This window comes from Streptomyces bobili, from assembly GCF_002154575.1.
Classification (GTDB): Bacteria; Actinomycetota; Actinomycetes; order Streptomycetales; family Streptomycetaceae; genus Streptomyces; species Streptomyces bobili.
Window position 1 is genome coordinate 1 of sequence record NZ_MUBA01000207.1, and the last position, 14,727, is coordinate 14,727.

Consider the following 14,727-nt stretch of genomic DNA (forward strand, 5'->3'; position numbering starts at 1 on the left):
AGCCCGAGCACCTCGCCGAGCCCCCGCCCCGCCAAGAGCACGCCGGCCGCCGGGAAGGCCCCCGCGCCGAGGCCGGGCGCATCGCGCACGCCGGTGGCGCAGGCGGCTCCGACCGACACCGGGGCGCAGGTGATCGCCCTCGTCAACAAGGAGCGGGCGGCGGCCGGTTGCGGCCCGCTCACCGACGACGCGAAGCTGCGGAGCGCCGCGCTGAACCACTCCGAGGACATGGACGCCCGCGACTTCTTCGACCACACCAACCCGGACGGCGCCGACCCGGGACAGCGCATCACCGCCGCGGGCTACCGCTGGTCCACCTACGGGGAGAACATAGCCAAGGGCCAGCAGAGCGCCGAGTCGGTCATGACGTCCTGGATGAACAGCCCCGGACACCGTGCCAACATCCTCAACTGCGACTTCAAGAACATCGGCGTGGGCATCCACGACGGAAGCGGCGGCCCCTGGTGGACGCAGAACTTCGGCGCCAAGCTCTGAGCGGGCTCAGCCCGCCGGCTCGCTCCCGATGAGGAAGACCTGCGCCGGGTTTCCGCCTGCGGCACACCGCTGCGCCATGGCCGCCGTTCCCGGCTCCGCGGCCGCCGCGGACATCCCGAGGCACAGTCCGTCGTCCAGGGCCGGGCGCAGCCGCCACTGACCGGCCGCGCCCGCGCGTTCGATGCGGAACAGCTGGGCCGGCCCGCCCGACCGGCAGTCGTCCCACGGCTCCAACGTGTTGCGGTACGGCCCGTCGGTGAGGACGGTGAGACATCCGGTGCCGTGCTGCGGATGACGCCACTGGATGCGGTACAGCCCGTCGTCCTGCCTCTGGAGGTACGTCCGCGGCGGCACTGCCTGGTCGCAGGGCCGCTGGACCGCGACCGTCTTGGACCGGTCGGCGCCGGTCATCCGGACATCCCCCTCGGTCACGCACAGGCCCGGCGTCCGCGCGGGACGGATACGGGCGTAGCCAACGGCCGGGCCGGGGCCCGTGGCCGCGGCCGTCGGCCGCACCGAGGCCTGGCTGCCCGCCTTCTCGCCGGTGGGCGCGCCGTCGCCCTCGGGCAGCAGCACGATCGCGGCCACGACCAGCAGGGCGACCGTGCAGAGCGAGGCCAGCGCGGCGAGCGATGCGGTCCCCACCCGCCTGCTCCCGACCGGAGCGAGCCGACGACGGCGTACGGAACGCCCCTCCGGTACGTCTGATGAAACCGGCCTATCCGGTTCGTCCCGCCGGGTCTCGTCCTGCGACGCGGCGAGGCGGTCGCGGGCGGCGAGCCAGCGCGGCAGGTCGGTCTCGGCGTCGCAGGCGCGGACCAGCGCGGTCACCAGTTCGGCGCGGGGCAGCGCCTCCCGCCGCAGCACATCGGCGACCGTGCTGCGCGCCAGGACGTCGCCGCGCCCGGCGGCCCGCTGTTCCAGCTGCCGGTACGTCAGCCCGCTGCCGTCCTTCAACCGCCGCAGCAGGGCGACGTATTCGGACGCGGTACGTGCCTCGTCCGGGTCCGATCCCCCCGAGATCGTCATGCCGTCATTGTCGTCACGGCAGTCCCGTCCGGCAACGAGGGTCCCGGCCACATCCCGGGCTTGTCCGGGCCGTCCGTCCGCCGGCCGTCCGACCAGCCCGGACAGGGGCGCGGCTGTCCCGGACAGGGCAGGCCCTTGCCGGACAAGATCCTTCCGCCCAGGCTCAGTTGCTGTCGCCGCGAACCGGGCCCACGGGGGTGGACCGGTCGGCGGCGATTCATCGACGTACAGCCGACGACAAGGAGTTCCGCATGCGTATCGACAGCCTGCGTACCCGCATCACCCCGCTCGCCCTCACGGCGGCCCTGCTCGGCGGTGTCACCGCCACCTCCGCCCTGACCGCCCCGGAGGCGCGGGCGGCGAGCGGTGGCTACTACCTCTACTTCAAGAAGAACCCGGCCAACCCGATCGACTCCCGGCTCCACCTGATGAAGAGCGTGCCCAACGCGGCGGACAGGGCGGTCGCCTCCTACCGCGCCGGCTCGGGCAACGGCAGCACGAACCCGTGCGCCACCGCCAGGGGCTGGCTGCCCAACGGCAAGTACAAGGTGGAGTTCCACCGCACGAACTTCGACGGCATCATCAACGGCTACGTCATCAAGGTGTCCGACAAGCGGTGCAAGAACAACGGCGCGAGCGGTACCAAGCGCACGGAACTCTTCGTGCACAGCGAGATGAAGCCGAACGGCGGGCAGGGCCGGATCGAGTCGGAGCGCTGGGACGGCACGAACGACTACTACTCCAACGGCTGCGTCAAGCTGAAGCCGGCCGACATCAAGAACCTGTTCGGCAAGGCGGGCCGCTACGGCTGGCCGAAGACGCTCACGGTCAAGTAGGCGATGGGCGACAGGCGACAGACCGACCCGCGGCCCGCGGGAACGCGCACGCGGGCACGTCCCGCCCGGACACCGGGCGGGACGTGGCCGCGTGCGGGTCGATCCGGAAGCAAGGTGATGAGCCCGGCATGGGCCGACCGTGGGACGGCCCATGGGGCACGGGATCAGAGCTGGCCGGAGGCCGAGATCGTGATCTTCGCGGAGGTGGAGCCGCTCTGCGAACCGAGGGACTCGATCTTCCGCACCAGCTCCAGGCTGGTGTCGTCGGCGACCTCGCCGAACACCACGTGCTTGCCGTCCAGCCAGCCGGTCACGACGGTGGTGACGAAGAACTGCGAGCCGTTGCTGTTCGGGCCGGCGTTGGCCATGGACAGCAGGCCGGGCCGGTCGTGCTTGAGCTTGAAGTTCTCGTCGGCGAACTTCTCGCCGTAGATGCTCTTGCCGCCCGTGCCGTCGCCGCGCGTGAAGTCGCCGCCCTGGAGCATGAAGCCCGGGATCACGCGGTGGAAGGAGGAACCGGCGTAGCCGAAGCCCTTCTCGCCCGTGGCCAGCGCGCGGAAGTTCTCCGCGGTCTTCGGCACGACGTCGTCGAACAGGTTGAAGTTGATGCGCCCTGCGGGCTTGCCGTCAATGGTGATGTCGAAATAGACCTTGGTCGTCATGCCCCCATCCTGCACGCTCCGGCGGCGGCTGCCGAATCCAGCCCCCGTGTCGGGGCGTACGGCGTCGCGGACAGCCATGTTGTTCATGTACGTGAACGCGTAGTGCCGGAGCCTTCCGCGCCGTATGGCGTCGTCCCACCCAGAGCGCGTCGACGTCGTGGCGGGCGCGCACATGTCCGCCCCCTTCCCGTGCCGCCTAGCCTCCAGCCGTCGGACTTCTCCCTCCTGGAGGCCCATTCATGGCCCTGCTCCCCGGCACCGCCCCGCCGACTCCAACGACTCCGCCGATCCCGCCGACTCCACGGTCTCCGGTGACGCGCCGACGTGTCGCCCTCGGCGTCGTCGCCCTGGCCGCCACCGCGGCCCTGCTGCCCTCACCCGCGGACGCGGACGCGGAGCTGGACCTGGACGCCGGGGCGGCCCTCGGTTCCGCCTCCGGTCACTGTGCGAGCCTGTCCCGCCTGCGGGTGCCGGGCGCGGCTCATCAACAGGCGGACTGCCTCGACGAGTTGACCACGGCGGGCACCGTCGCCTCGGGCCACACCGACCCGGCCGACTGGGCCGGACTGACCCCGAAGGGTCTGGCCGTCCCCAGCGGAGTGCCAGGCGTCCAGGTCGACGGCTACTTCCCCGACACCTCGACCACCAACACCAATCACGGCTGGAACCACGACGCCCAGTTCGTCGTCCGGCTGCCCGACCGCTGGAACGGCGGCCTCGTCGTGGCCGGCACCCCCGGCAACCGCGAGCAGTACGCCAACGACCGGGCCATCGCCGACTGGGTGCTCGCCCGCGGCTACGCCTACGCCGCCACCGACAAGGGCAACACCGGACTCGCCTTCCACCGGGACGGCGCCCGCCCCGGCGACGCCGTCGCCGAATGGAACGCCCGGCTCACCCAGCTCACCCGCGCCGCCCGCACGGTGGTCACCCAGCGCTACCACCGGCCGCCCACCCGCACCCTCGCCACCGGGATGTCCAACGGCGGCTACCTCGTGCGCTGGCAGCTGGAGAACCACCCGGAGCTGTACGACGGGGGAGTGGACTGGGAGGGCACGCTCTGGCGGGCCGAGGGACCCAACCTGTTCACGTTCCTGCCGTCGGCCCTGCGCCACTACCCCGCCCACGCCGCCGGCGGCCCCGCCGCCGAGCGGGCGCGCACGGAAATGCACCGGGCGGGATTCCCGGCCGGCTCGGAGTTCCTGTGGCCGTTCCATCACCAGGTCTACTGGGACCTGACCCAGCGCGTCTACCGCGAGGAGTTCGACCCCGCCTTCGACGGCGCCGCCGAGGCGGGCACGCCGTACTGCGCACCGGGGTCGGTACCGGGCTGCGACGCCGACTACGACTATCCGGCCCGGCCCCCCGAGGTCGGCGCGGCGGTGGAGCGCGTCGCGCTGACAGGCCGTATCGGCAAGCCGCTGATCACGATCCACGGCACCCTCGACGTCCTGCTGCCCATCGGCCGGGACTCCGACGTCTACGCCCGCATGGTCAGGGAAGCGGGCCGCGGCCAACTGTTCCGCTACTACCGGGTCGAGGACGGCACGCACACGGACGCGCTGGTCGACAGCTTCCCCGACCGGCTCCGCCCCCTGCTGCCCTGCCACCGCTCGGCCGTCACCGCACTGGAGGCATGGCTGGGGTCCGGGCACCGGCCGCCCGCGAGCCGGACGATCGCGCGGCCGGCGGACGCCGACCCGGCCACCCTGCTGGACGACTGCTCCCTCCGCGACTGACCCGCGCGCCCGCCCCGGCGGTGCCTCCGCCGGGGCGGGCGCGACCGGTGCTCAGGCCGCGAAGACCCGGCCTTCCTTCACCAGGTAGTGCGCGGGATCGGAGCAGCCGAGGGACGGAGTGAGCAGCAGGCTCACCGTGAGCGGCGCGGGTTCGGTGCTCGCCGTGGAGAACGCGCAGACGGCGCCGCTGCCCGTGAGCGGGTACCAGAACCAGCCGTCCACGTCGCCGACGGTGACGCGGTCCGTCTCCTTCCAGGCGCCGCCCGTCCGCTCGTACACCTGAAGGCGTACGGACGCGGCGTACTCGTCCTCGGCCGAGCGCAGCGCGGTCAGAGTGATCTTGTGGTCACCGCCGAGGACCGAGGAGGCGATCTGCCGTGACTGCGGCGCGGCGCTGCCGGTGGCCGACGCCCCGGCGGCGCCGAGGACGGTCGCGGACAGGGCGACGAGGCCGGCGGCGACGCCGAGTCGGGTGGTGCGACGGATGGTGCGGCGGTGGGTGCGGTTGCGTGCCAGGTTCATGTGTTCCCCCGCGGAACGGTTTCGCATGGATGATCGGAATCATCCCTTTTGGTGGAGAAGACACCTGAAACGGCTCGACGGTTGCACGGGGTGTGAGTTCCGGCCCGGCTCAGCCGGTGAGGAGCCCGTCCATCTGGCCGACGGCCTCCTTGAGGCCCTCCTCCATGCCCATGGTGATCAGCTGGTCCATCTGCTCGCGGGTCGCGAAGGCGGACCGGATCTCCATGCGCGTACCGCCGTCGTGCTCCGTCAGCCGCATGCTCATCGTGGTGGTGGGCAGCGTGGCGCTGGGGGTGCCGTCCTGGTCGGCGAAGCCGTCGGTGAACTCCAGGGAGGTGGGCGCCGCGACCGAGGTGACGCGCCACCAGCCGCGGTGCTTGTCGCCCTCGGGGCCCGTCATGAAGTACGTGACCTCGCCGCCGGGGGTCAGGTCGTGGTCCTCGAAGGTCGCCGGGTAGGTCGGCGGACCCCACCAGCGCTCCAGCCGGCGGGGGTCGGCCCACAGTTGCCACACGTTCTCGACCGGGGCGGCGAAGTCGGCCGTCAGGGTGAGGGTGAGGCTGTCGAAGTCCTTGTCCACGCTGGTCACGGTCATGATTCCGGTCCTTTCCTCGGGTCCTGTTCATCGGTGTGTGCTTCGGTGTGTTCTTCGCAGTGCCGGAGCCCCTGTGCGGGCGGTCGCGGCGTCGGGGACTCCTGCGCGAGCAGTGCGGACATGCGTTCCACCCTGCCCCTCCAGAGTGCTTCCAGCTCGTCGAGGGCCCGGCGGGCCTTCGCCAGGGCGTCGGGCTCGGTGCGGACGAGCTGCTCACGTCCCCGGCGCCGCTTGGACACCAGTCCGGCCCGCTCCAGCACCGTCACGTGCTTCTGTACCGCGGCGAAGCTCATCGGGTACTCCGCGGCCAGTCGCGACACCGACTGGTCGCCGTGCGCGCAGCGGCGCAGGATGTCCCGGCGGGTCGGGTCAGACAGGGCGTGGAAGAGGCGGCTCAGGCCTCCGTCGTCCGCATCATCTACAACCATTTGGTTGTAGGTTAGTCCTTCTCGCGCCCGGTGTAAACCGTCTCCCCGACGCCGCGGGGCGCGCCCGTCGCGGCCCCGCGGGAGAAGTCGTCCCCTCGGCGAGCGTGACAAAGAGGGCGGAGCGGGCGTTGAACCTCCCATGGAACAAGCCCTCTCCACAGCGGCCCCGCCGACGCCGAGCGACCGTGCAAGCTCGTGGTCCCGTGCTCGTCACGGCCGCGGCCCGACGGCCGGACGGAGCCGCCGATGACCGGGCACAGGCGTGAACACCGGCTGGAATACGAGGGGTTCACGTATCTCTGCCGGGTCAGCGAGTCGCCCGACCCGGTCACCGGGCCCCTCGTCGTGATCGGCGGCATGATGCAGGACCGCGGTTCCTGGGCCAACTACGAGAAGCTGCTGCTCGGACACGCCTCGCTGGTGACCGTGGAACTTCCGGGCTTCGGCGCGGCCGACCCGCTTCCCGCCGCGCACGGCTACGACTTCCTCGCCGCCGCCCTGCGTCACCTGCTCGTCGAACTCGACCTGCGCGACGCGAACCTGCTCGGCACCTGCTACGGCGGAGCGATCGCGCTGCGCTGCGCCCAGCGGTACCCGCAGCACGTGTCCCGGCTGCTGCTCGGCGCGATGACGGGCCGGCTGCCGCAGCTGTACCTGGGCATGATCCCGCGGTGGCGGGCGATGGTCGCGGAGGACCGGCGCGACGAACTCGCCGACAGCCTGATGGCGACGTTCGTGAAGCCGCCCGACCGCCGCATCCCCCGGCACTCCGCCGTGTGGCGCATGCTCAGCCACCAGTTCCGCACGCAGAGCGGCCAGGATCTCGCCAAGGCCTGCGACCACAACGCCCGCATGCTGCTGCACGAGTGGTACGAGCCGATCGCCCTCGAGGTCCCCGCCGTCGTCTACACGGGCGAGCAGGACCACCTCACCACACCGGAGCAGGGGCGGCGGCTGGCCCGCGAACTGCGTGCCCCGTTCGCGACGTTCCGCGACGCCGACCACATGTTCACCCTGGAGCAGGACGTCGCCCACGCCGACCTCATCCTCCGGTTCTGTACCGGCCGGCCCCTGACGGACCTTCCCTACCTCAGCCTCCTGGAGCATCCCGCCGACGCGGCAGCCGTCTGACGCGCGCCACCGACGCCCCGGCCCGCCGCACCGGGGCGTCGGACGGCCGCCCCCGGTCCCGGCGCCCTGAACCCGGCGTCTAGGGTGCCGTCATGACCTCGCGCGACTACCTTTCCGAACTGTTCTCGCTGGACGGTCTGACCGCCCTGGTCACGGGCGGCAGCTCCGGCATCGGCCGGGCCGTCGCCGGGGCACTCGCCCGAGCCGGGGCGAGCGTGGTCGTCGTGGCCCGCAAGGAGTCCGAACTCGCCGCCACCGTCGACGAGCTGACGGCCGACGGCGCGCGGGCGGCCTGGGTGAGCGGCGACCTGAGCACCCGCGACGGGGTGCGTACGGCGGCGGAGGACGCGGTCGCGGTGTTCGGTGAGCCCGACATCCTCGTCAACAGCGCCGGGATCAACCTGCGTCCGCCGATGGGCGAGCTGGACGAGGACGTGTGGGACGCCACGATGGCGGTGAACCTGGAGGCGCCCCATCTGCTCGGCCGGCGGTTCGGGCCCGGCATGGCCGAGCGGGGCTACGGGCGCATCATCCACATCACCTCGCAGCAGGCCCACCGGGCGTTCGTGAACAGCGGCGCGTACGGCGTCTCCAAGGGCGCGCTGGAGTCGCTGGCCCGCTCACAGGCCGAGGCCTGGTCGCCGTACGGCGTCACCTGCAACACGCTCGTGCCCGGCTTCGTCATGACGCCGCTGAACGCGCGGCTGTCCTCCGACCCGGAGAAGGTGGCGGCGCTGGCGGCGCGCACCATGGTCGGGCGCAACGGGCTGGCCGGTGACTTCGCCGGAGCCGCGGTGTTCCTGGCCGGCCGCTCCTCGGGCTATGTCACCGGGCAGTCGGTCTTCGTGGACGGCGGGTTCTCCGTCCACTGAGCGCTGGATCCCGACACGGGGCAGATGTGAAGGCCGGTCCCGCGCGCAGGGCGCAGGACCGGCCTTCACATGCTGACGGTGACGCGGGGTCAGTCCGTGCCGAACTCCATCGCGGCGCGGTCCAGCAGCTCGTCGTCCTCGGAGATCTCACCGCGCGAGGCGATGGCCTCGGCGCCGCCCTGCGGCATGTCCGGCATGGTGCCGATCAGTCCGGTGGCGGCGGCCTGCGAGGCGCCCATGGCGGGGCTGCCGGTGCCGATCAGACCGAGTCCGACGTACTGCTCCAGCTTGGCGCGCGAGTCGGCGATGTCGAGGTTGCGCATGGTGAGCTGGCCGATCCGGTCCACCGGACCGAACGCGGAGTCCTCGGTGCGCTCCATCGACAGCTTGTCCGGGTGGTAGCTGAACGCCGGGCCCGTGGTGTCGAGGAGCGAGTAGTCCTCGCCGCGCCGCAGCCGCAGGGTGACCTCACCGGTGACCGCGGAACCGACCCAGCGCTGCAGCGACTCCCGGATCATCAGCGCCTGCGGGTCCAGCCAGCGGCCCTCGTACATCAGGCGGCCCAGGCGGCGGCCCTCGGCGTGGTACTGGGCGATGGTGTCCTCGTTGTGGATCGCGTTGACGAGACGCTCGTACGCCGCGTGCAGCAGGGCCATGCCGGGCGCCTCGTAGATGCCGCGGCTCTTGGCCTCGATGATCCGGTTCTCGATCTGGTCCGACATGCCGATGCCGTGCCGGCCGCCGATCGCGTTGGCCTCCATGACCAGGTCCACGGCGGAGGCGAACTCCTTGCCGTTGATCGTCACCGGGCGGCCCTGGTCGAAGCCGATCGTCACGTCCTCGGCGGCGATCTCGACCGACGGGTCCCAGAACCGCACGCCCATGATCGGCTCGACGGTCTCCACCCCGGTGTCGAGGTGCTCCAGGGTCTTCGCCTCGTGGGTGGCGCCCCAGATGTTGGCGTCGGTGGAGTACGCCTTCTCCGTGCTGTCGCGGTAGGGGAGGTCGTGGGCGACGAGCCACTCCGACATCTCCTTGCGGCCGCCCAGCTCGGTCACGAAGTCCGCGTCCAGCCAGGGCTTGTAGATGCGCAGGTGCGGGTTGGCGAGCAGCCCGTAGCGGTAGAACCGCTCGATGTCGTTGCCCTTGAACGTCGAGCCGTCGCCCCAGATCTGCACGTCGTCCTCGAGCATCGCCCGGACCAGGAGCGTGCCGGTGACCGCGCGGCCGAGGGGCGTGGTGTTGAAGTAGGCGCGTCCGCCCGAGCGGATGTGGAACGCCCCGCAGGTGAGTGCGGCCAGGCCCTCCTCGACCAGCGCGGCGCGGCAGTCGACGAGACGCGCGATCTCGGCGCCGTACGCCTGGGCACGGCCGGGCACCGACGCGATGTCGGGCTCGTCGTACTGGCCGATGTCGGCGGTGTAGGTGCAGGGGACGGCGCCCTTGTCGCGCATCCACGCGACCGCGACGGACGTGTCGAGGCCGCCCGAGAAGGCGATGCCGACGCGCTCGCCGGTGGGAAGGGAGGTGAGGACCTTGGACATAGGAAGAGTATGCAGCATCTCGCATGATCATGCAAAGAGGGTTTTCCGGCATCGGCGTACGGCGATGCGTCGGTCTCCTCAGCCGCCGTCCGCCTCGGTCCCGCTGCCGGGCTCGTCGTCCCGCTCGCCCTCCGCCTGGGACGGCGTCGGGTGGTCCGGCGTGGGCAGGCCGGTCCTGTTCAGGGTGTCGGGTTCGTCGGGCTCGCCCTCGGCCTGACTGGGGGTGTGGTCGGTCATGAGCGGCGCTCCTCGGTGGTGGTGGTTCGGGGTGGGCACCGGGTGCCCCGGTGGCTTCCCCGTCAATCGGCCCGGCCGGGTGCGAGAGCGCGCAGGAGACCGTCCGCGGCGTCCGGCTCGCCGCCCCGCCGGAATCCGGCTCCGATCCGCCGGGCGAGGGCCCGGCCGGATGCCCCGCACCAGTCCCACCAGTGATCCAGCACCGCGGCGTCGAGCCGTTCGGCGGGCACCAGTGCGGGCCAGCCGCAGGCCCGCGCCTGCGCCGTCACCTTCGCGCCGCCCTCGACCGGATCGACGGCCAGCGCGGGCACCCCGGCACGCAGGGCCAGCACCATCCCGTGCAGCCGGTCGGTGACGACCAGGTCGAGCCGGGACAGCACCGCCTCCAACTGGGCGGGGGTCGCGCTCAGCCGCCAGTCGTGCACGTCGAGCCGGGTCTCCAGTTCCAGCCGGGCGCAGTCCCGGCCGGACAGCCAGCGCGTCACCCCCTCCGCGACCCGCTCGTGCCTGCGGCGCGCCCCGTACTCGTGCTGGCCGTGGGTGAGGATCACTCCGACGACGGGGCGCGCGGGCAGGGCGGGCGCACGGGCCGCCAGATCCGCGGTGGGCTCGGTGTCCGGGCCGTCCCGCGCCAGCACCCGGTGGAAGCCGGTGACGGCCGGACCGCCGGCGTCGAGGACCGACGTGCCCACGGCGATCCGCACACAGTGCGCGAACCGCCGGTGCAGTTCCTCGATCTGCGGCCCGTGCAGCGGACCGCAGACGAACACCAGATGCGAGTAGTCCTCGGGGCGTACCTGGGTCAGATGCGGTCCGGCCGGCCGGAAGCCGGGACTCCAGGCGACGTCGTGGTCCAGCCCCGCGCGCCGCAGCACGTCCTGCACCCGGTGCAGGGCCAGTACGTCCCCGGCGGTCGCCTCCCCGTCCAGGAAGCCGAACCACCCCGTCAGCAGGATCCGCACGCGCGCTGCCACAGGGGCCCGGGTGCCCTGCCCGCGGGGCCGGCAATCACCGCTGCCGGGGCGCAGGCGGTCGCGGCGCCGTTAGAGGGCGGCGCCGGAGGGTACCGGTGACGGGGCGGCGACGCCTCGCGCGCGGTCGCCGGGATGGCCGGGCCCGCACGGGCCGGGGATGCCGGAGTGACGGCCCTCCTACGGGTCGCGGTCGCTGTGGCGAGGGCCCGGTACCGGTCGGAGCCGCAGGGATCGCCGGGCCGGGAGCGGTCGGGATTCCGCAGCGAAGGCCCGGTACCGCTCGGGGTGGCGGGGATCGCCGACGCTTTCCCGGCCGGAGGCGCACGGATCACCGTGCCCGTGCCGGCCGGGCCGCGAGGGTGACGGCCCCGTACCGGTCGGAGCCGCAGGGATCGCCGGGAGGCACGCATGGACGCTTCGGTGGACCGGATCGCATGGCCGTGGGGCAGCCGTACGCCGTACGGGCGGCACGAGCCCTGGCCCGTGCGCGTGGACACCTACCTGGAGGCGGGGGTCGAGCCTGCGCGGGTGCAGCGGTGGGTGCAGACCGCGTCGATCCTGCACTCCGACGGCGACGCCATGGACATCGCCGTGCTCGACGGGCGCATGGTCGGGGTGCGCGGCCGGGCCGGCGACCGGGTCAACCGCGGTCGGCTGGGTCCGAAGGACCTCTTCGCCTGGCAGGCCAACGCCTCGCCGGACCGGCTGACCACACCGCTGATCCGGCAGGACGGGCGCCTCGTCGCGTGCGACTGGGACACCGCGCTGGAGCGGATCACGTCCCGCACACGCGAACTGCTGGCGGACCGCGGCCCGGGATCGATCGGCTTCTACACCACCGGGCAGCTGTTCCTGGAGGAGTACTACACGCTCGCGGTGCTGGCACGGGCCGGGATCGGCACCCACCACCTCGACGGCAACACCCGCCTCTGCACGGCGACCGCCGCCGAGGCGCTCAAGGAGACCTTCGGCTGCGACGGACAGCCCGGCAGCTACGACGACATCGACCACGCCGATGTCATCGCCCTGTTCGGGCACAACATCGCCGAGACCCAGCCCGTGCAGTGGATGCGGATCCTCGACCGGCTGGAGGGCACCGACCCGCCCCGCCTGGTCTGCGTCGACCCGCGCCCCACCAAGGTGGCCCGCAGGGCGGCCGTACACCTTGCCCCGCGCGTCGGCACGAACGTGGCCCTGCTCGACGCGCTCCTCCACGAGATCATCCGCACCGACCGCGTCGACCACGACTACCTCGCCGCGCACACGGTCGGATTCGACGAACTGGCCTCCCGCGTGAAGGAGTGCACCCCCGAGTGGGCGGCCCGGATCTGTGACGTGCCGGCCGCGCGGATCGGCGAGGCCGCCGAGATCATCGGTACGGCCGACCGGCTGCTGTCCACGGTGCTGCAGGGCGTCTACCAGTCCCACCAGGCCACCGCCGCCGCCGTCCAGATCAACAACCTGCACCTGCTCCGCGGCATGCTCGGCCGGCCCGGCGCCGGCGTCCTCCAGATGAACGGGCAGCCCACCGCGCAGAACACCCGCGAGTGCGGCGCCGACGGAGACCTGCCCGGATTCCGCAACTGGCAGAACGACAGCCACGTCGCCGACCTCGCACGCGTGTGGAACGTCGAACCGAGGACCATCCCGCACTACGCCCCGCCCACCCACGCCATGCAGCTGTTCCGCTACGCCGAGCAGGGCTCGATCCGCATGCTGTGGATCAGCGGCACCAACCCCGCGGTGTCCCTGCCCGAACTGGCCCGGATCCGCTCGATCCTGGAGCAGGACCGCCTCTTCGTGGTCGTACAGGATCTGTTCCTGACCGAGACCGCGCAGCTGGCCGACGTCGTGCTGCCGGCGGCGACCTGGGGCGAGAAGACCGGCACGTTCACCAACGCCGACCGTACGGTCCACCTGTCCGACAAGGCCGTCGAACCTCCCGGCGAGGCCAGGCCGGACCTGGACATCTTCCTCGCCTACGCCGCCCGCATGGACTTCCGCGACAAGGACGGCGCACCGCTGATCACCTGGCACGACCCGGAGTCCGCGTTCGAGGCGTGGAAACGGTGCAGCGCCGGCCGGCCCTGCGACTACACCGGTATCACCTACGACAAGCTGCGCGGCGCGAGCGGCATCCAGTGGCCCTGCCACGAGGGCGCCCCGGACGGCACGGCACGCCTCTACACCGACGGGATCAGCTGGGCCCACCCCGACGTCTGCGAGAGCTACGGCAAGGACCTGGTGACCGGCGCGGCCGACGACGTGTCCGAGTACCGCTCCCTCAACCCCGACGGGAAGGCCGTGATCAAAGCGGCCGGCTACCTCCCGCCGCACGAGATCCCGACGGAGGAGTACCCGTTCCAGCTCGCCACGGGCCGCACCCTCTACCACTTCCACACCCGCACCAAGACGGCACGCGCCCCCCAGCTCGACGCCGCCGCTCCCGACGTGTGGGTGGAGGCGTCCGTGTCCGACGCCGCCCTCCTGGGCCTCGGCGAGGGCGACCTGGTCGAGGTCAGCACCCCGCGCGGCGCCCTGCGCGGCCGGCTGCGGGTGACCGGCATCCGGCCCGGCCTGCTGTTCGTGCCCTTCCACTACGGCTACTGGGACACCAAGGCCGGACACGGCCCGGACGGCGACACGCCCCCGCGTGCCGCGAACGAGACGACCGTCACCGACTGGGACCCGGTGTCCAAACAGCCGCTGTTCAAGACGGCCGCCGCCGGACTCCGCCTCCTGGAACGCGCGGACGGCGAGCACGCCCCGGCGCCGACCACCACCGCGTCCGCTCCCGCTCGCGCCGGCACCGTACCGGCCACCACCGGCGGCACCGCCGCGCTCGCCACCGAAGCCACCGAAGCCACCGAAGCGGGCGAGGCGGGCGAAGTGGTCGAGGCGGGCGGCGACGGCCGTGAGGAGGGCGCCGTATGAGCCGGACCGACGGCATCAGCCTCACCCTCAGCGATCTGCACCACGGCGAGCAACACCTCGCCCGGCAGCTGACGGCGGTCGCCGAACGGCACCGCACCGACCACGAGATCCACCACGTCGCCACCGACCTCGCCGGCTGGTCCCGCGAACACGTCCGCAGCCTGGCCGAGGCCGGTCACGCCCACGGACTGGACCTCGGCGACCCCGCCGGGACCCCCACGCCGGGCCTCCTCGCCACGCTACGGGAGAAGGCCGCCGAAGCCGTGGGCCACCGCCCCGAGCCCGGCCTGCTGCTCCTGCGCGACCTGCGCGAACTCCACCTGGCCGCCGCCGGGAACTCCCTCTGCTGGGAGATGCTCGCCCAGGCCGCGCAGGCGACCAGGGACGACGACCTCCTCGCCCTGGCCTCCCGGTGCCACCCGCGGACGCTGCGGCAGATGCGCTGGACCAACACCATGATCAAGATCCTGTCGCCCCAGGTCCTGACCAGCCTTTGACGAGGGGACGCCGGGACGACCCGCCGGTCGCGGGTACCCGTCCGGCCGTGCGGCCGGACAGAAGGCGTCCGGCCCGGCAGAGCCGAGGAGGCACGGGATGGGACTGCGCAACCACGTCGTGGTGGTGACCGGAGCGTCCAGCGGGATCGGACGGGCCACGGCCGAGGCCTTCGCCCGCAAGGGCTGCGCCGTCGTGCTGGCCGCGCGCCGCGAGGAGGCGCTGGAGGCGGCC

Annotated in this window: 16 protein-coding genes; 8 read left to right on the plus strand and 8 right to left on the minus strand. The window is 72.5% G+C overall.

Annotated features, from left to right (window positions below; all coding sequences use genetic code 11):
* A partial coding sequence (locus BZL64_RS17560) for a CAP domain-containing protein (RefSeq protein WP_143663184.1) occupies positions 1-495 on the plus strand: 495 nt, incomplete at its 5' end.
* 6 nt (positions 496-501) lie between these two features.
* Here BZL64_RS17560 and BZL64_RS17565 read toward each other — a convergent pair.
* Positions 502-1,524 (minus strand): RICIN domain-containing protein, encoded by a 1,023-nt coding sequence (locus BZL64_RS17565; RefSeq protein ID WP_086770134.1) that lies wholly within the window; start codon positions 1,522-1,524, stop codon positions 502-504.
* A gap of 251 nt (positions 1,525-1,775) precedes the next feature.
* On the opposite strand from BZL64_RS17565, the gene BZL64_RS17570 reads away from it, so the two are divergent.
* Positions 1,776-2,360, plus strand: a complete 585-nt coding sequence (locus tag BZL64_RS17570) for a L,D-transpeptidase family protein (RefSeq protein ID WP_086770135.1) — start codon at positions 1,776-1,778, stop codon at positions 2,358-2,360.
* A gap of 164 nt (positions 2,361-2,524) precedes the next feature.
* Here the strand turns inward: BZL64_RS17570 and BZL64_RS17575 are convergent, their stop codons facing one another.
* Positions 2,525-3,022 (minus strand): peptidylprolyl isomerase, encoded by a 498-nt coding sequence (locus tag BZL64_RS17575; RefSeq protein WP_086770136.1) that lies wholly within the window; start codon positions 3,020-3,022, stop codon positions 2,525-2,527.
* Between the two features lie 239 nt (positions 3,023-3,261).
* Here BZL64_RS17575 and BZL64_RS17580 point away from each other — a divergent pair, with 239 nt between their 5' ends.
* Entirely contained in the window at positions 3,262-4,761 is a 1,500-nt protein-coding gene (locus BZL64_RS17580) for a 3-hydroxybutyrate oligomer hydrolase family protein (protein ID WP_086770137.1), read from the plus strand.
* 51 nt (positions 4,762-4,812) lie between these two features.
* Here BZL64_RS17580 and BZL64_RS17585 read toward each other — a convergent pair whose 3' ends face one another.
* From BZL64_RS17585 to BZL64_RS17595, 3 genes are all read right to left on the minus strand, one after another.
* Complete coding sequence (locus BZL64_RS17585) at positions 4,813-5,283, minus strand: hypothetical protein (RefSeq protein ID WP_086770138.1); 471 nt, start codon at positions 5,281-5,283, stop codon at positions 4,813-4,815.
* Between the two features lie 109 nt (positions 5,284-5,392).
* Positions 5,393-5,878, minus strand: a complete 486-nt coding sequence (locus BZL64_RS17590) for an SRPBCC family protein (RefSeq protein ID WP_086770139.1) — start codon at positions 5,876-5,878, stop codon at positions 5,393-5,395.
* Complete coding sequence (locus BZL64_RS17595; protein ID WP_086770140.1) at positions 5,875-6,306, minus strand: ArsR/SmtB family transcription factor; 432 nt, start codon at positions 6,304-6,306, stop codon at positions 5,875-5,877. The genes BZL64_RS17590 and BZL64_RS17595 overlap by 4 nt, the downstream gene beginning before the upstream one ends.
* Before the next feature lie 246 nt (positions 6,307-6,552).
* On the opposite strand from BZL64_RS17595, the gene BZL64_RS17600 reads away from it, so the two are divergent.
* Positions 6,553-7,437: an alpha/beta fold hydrolase gene (locus BZL64_RS17600; protein ID WP_086770141.1), complete on the plus strand. Its 885-nt coding sequence runs from the start codon at positions 6,553-6,555 to the stop codon at positions 7,435-7,437.
* Between the two features lie 92 nt (positions 7,438-7,529).
* On the plus strand, positions 7,530-8,309 hold the full coding sequence (locus BZL64_RS17605; protein WP_086770142.1) for an SDR family NAD(P)-dependent oxidoreductase: 780 nt from the start codon (positions 7,530-7,532) through the stop codon (positions 8,307-8,309).
* Between the two features lie 89 nt (positions 8,310-8,398).
* Here the strand turns inward: BZL64_RS17605 and argG are convergent, their stop codons facing one another.
* From argG to BZL64_RS17615, 3 genes are all read right to left on the minus strand, one after another.
* Positions 8,399-9,853: an argininosuccinate synthase gene (argG, locus tag BZL64_RS17610; protein WP_086770143.1), complete on the minus strand. Its 1,455-nt coding sequence runs from the start codon at positions 9,851-9,853 to the stop codon at positions 8,399-8,401.
* Positions 9,854-9,931: 78 nt separating this feature from the next.
* The gene (locus tag BZL64_RS39845; RefSeq protein WP_158101537.1) at positions 9,932-10,090 is read right to left on the minus strand and encodes a hypothetical protein; all 159 of its coding nucleotides are present in this window, start codon (positions 10,088-10,090) and stop codon (positions 9,932-9,934) included.
* Positions 10,091-10,152: 62 nt separating this feature from the next.
* Entirely contained in the window at positions 10,153-11,064 is a 912-nt protein-coding gene (locus BZL64_RS17615; protein ID WP_244205379.1) for a polysaccharide pyruvyl transferase family protein, read from the minus strand.
* Positions 11,065-11,472: 408 nt separating this feature from the next.
* On the opposite strand from BZL64_RS17615, the gene BZL64_RS17620 reads away from it, so the two are divergent.
* The 3 genes from BZL64_RS17620 to BZL64_RS17630 all read left to right on the plus strand — a co-directional run.
* The gene (locus BZL64_RS17620) at positions 11,473-13,998 is read left to right on the plus strand and encodes a molybdopterin oxidoreductase family protein (RefSeq protein WP_086770144.1); all 2,526 of its coding nucleotides are present in this window, start codon (positions 11,473-11,475) and stop codon (positions 13,996-13,998) included.
* Complete coding sequence (locus BZL64_RS17625) at positions 13,995-14,495, plus strand: hypothetical protein (protein WP_086770145.1); 501 nt, start codon at positions 13,995-13,997, stop codon at positions 14,493-14,495. The genes BZL64_RS17620 and BZL64_RS17625 overlap by 4 nt, the downstream gene beginning before the upstream one ends.
* A gap of 97 nt (positions 14,496-14,592) precedes the next feature.
* The coding region (locus BZL64_RS17630) for an SDR family NAD(P)-dependent oxidoreductase (RefSeq protein WP_143663186.1) at positions 14,593-14,727 on the plus strand (135 nt) is incomplete at its 3' end.

Coding starts and splice junctions, on each gene's coding strand:
- BZL64_RS17620 (WP_086770144.1), top strand. CDS start 11,473: ATGGACGCTTCGGTGGACCGGATCGCATGGCCGTGGGGCAGCCGTACG.
- argG (WP_086770143.1), bottom strand. CDS start 9,853: ATGTCCAAGGTCCTCACCTCCCTTCCCACCGGCGAGCGCGTCGGCATC.
- BZL64_RS17585 (WP_086770138.1), bottom strand. CDS start 5,283: ATGAACCTGGCACGCAACCGCACCCACCGCCGCACCATCCGTCGCACC.
- BZL64_RS17605 (WP_086770142.1), top strand. CDS start 7,530: ATGACCTCGCGCGACTACCTTTCCGAACTGTTCTCGCTGGACGGTCTG.
- BZL64_RS39845 (WP_158101537.1), bottom strand. CDS start 10,090: ATGACCGACCACACCCCCAGTCAGGCCGAGGGCGAGCCCGACGAACCC.
- BZL64_RS17595 (WP_086770140.1), bottom strand. CDS start 6,306: ATGGTTGTAGATGATGCGGACGACGGAGGCCTGAGCCGCCTCTTCCAC.
- BZL64_RS17580 (WP_086770137.1), top strand. CDS start 3,262: ATGGCCCTGCTCCCCGGCACCGCCCCGCCGACTCCAACGACTCCGCCG.
- BZL64_RS17625 (WP_086770145.1), top strand. CDS start 13,995: ATGAGCCGGACCGACGGCATCAGCCTCACCCTCAGCGATCTGCACCAC.
- BZL64_RS17570 (WP_086770135.1), top strand. CDS start 1,776: ATGCGTATCGACAGCCTGCGTACCCGCATCACCCCGCTCGCCCTCACG.
- BZL64_RS17575 (WP_086770136.1), bottom strand. CDS start 3,022: ATGACGACCAAGGTCTATTTCGACATCACCATTGACGGCAAGCCCGCA.
- BZL64_RS17590 (WP_086770139.1), bottom strand. CDS start 5,878: ATGACCGTGACCAGCGTGGACAAGGACTTCGACAGCCTCACCCTCACC.
- BZL64_RS17565 (WP_086770134.1), bottom strand. CDS start 1,524: ATGACGATCTCGGGGGGATCGGACCCGGACGAGGCACGTACCGCGTCC.
- BZL64_RS17600 (WP_086770141.1), top strand. CDS start 6,553: ATGACCGGGCACAGGCGTGAACACCGGCTGGAATACGAGGGGTTCACG.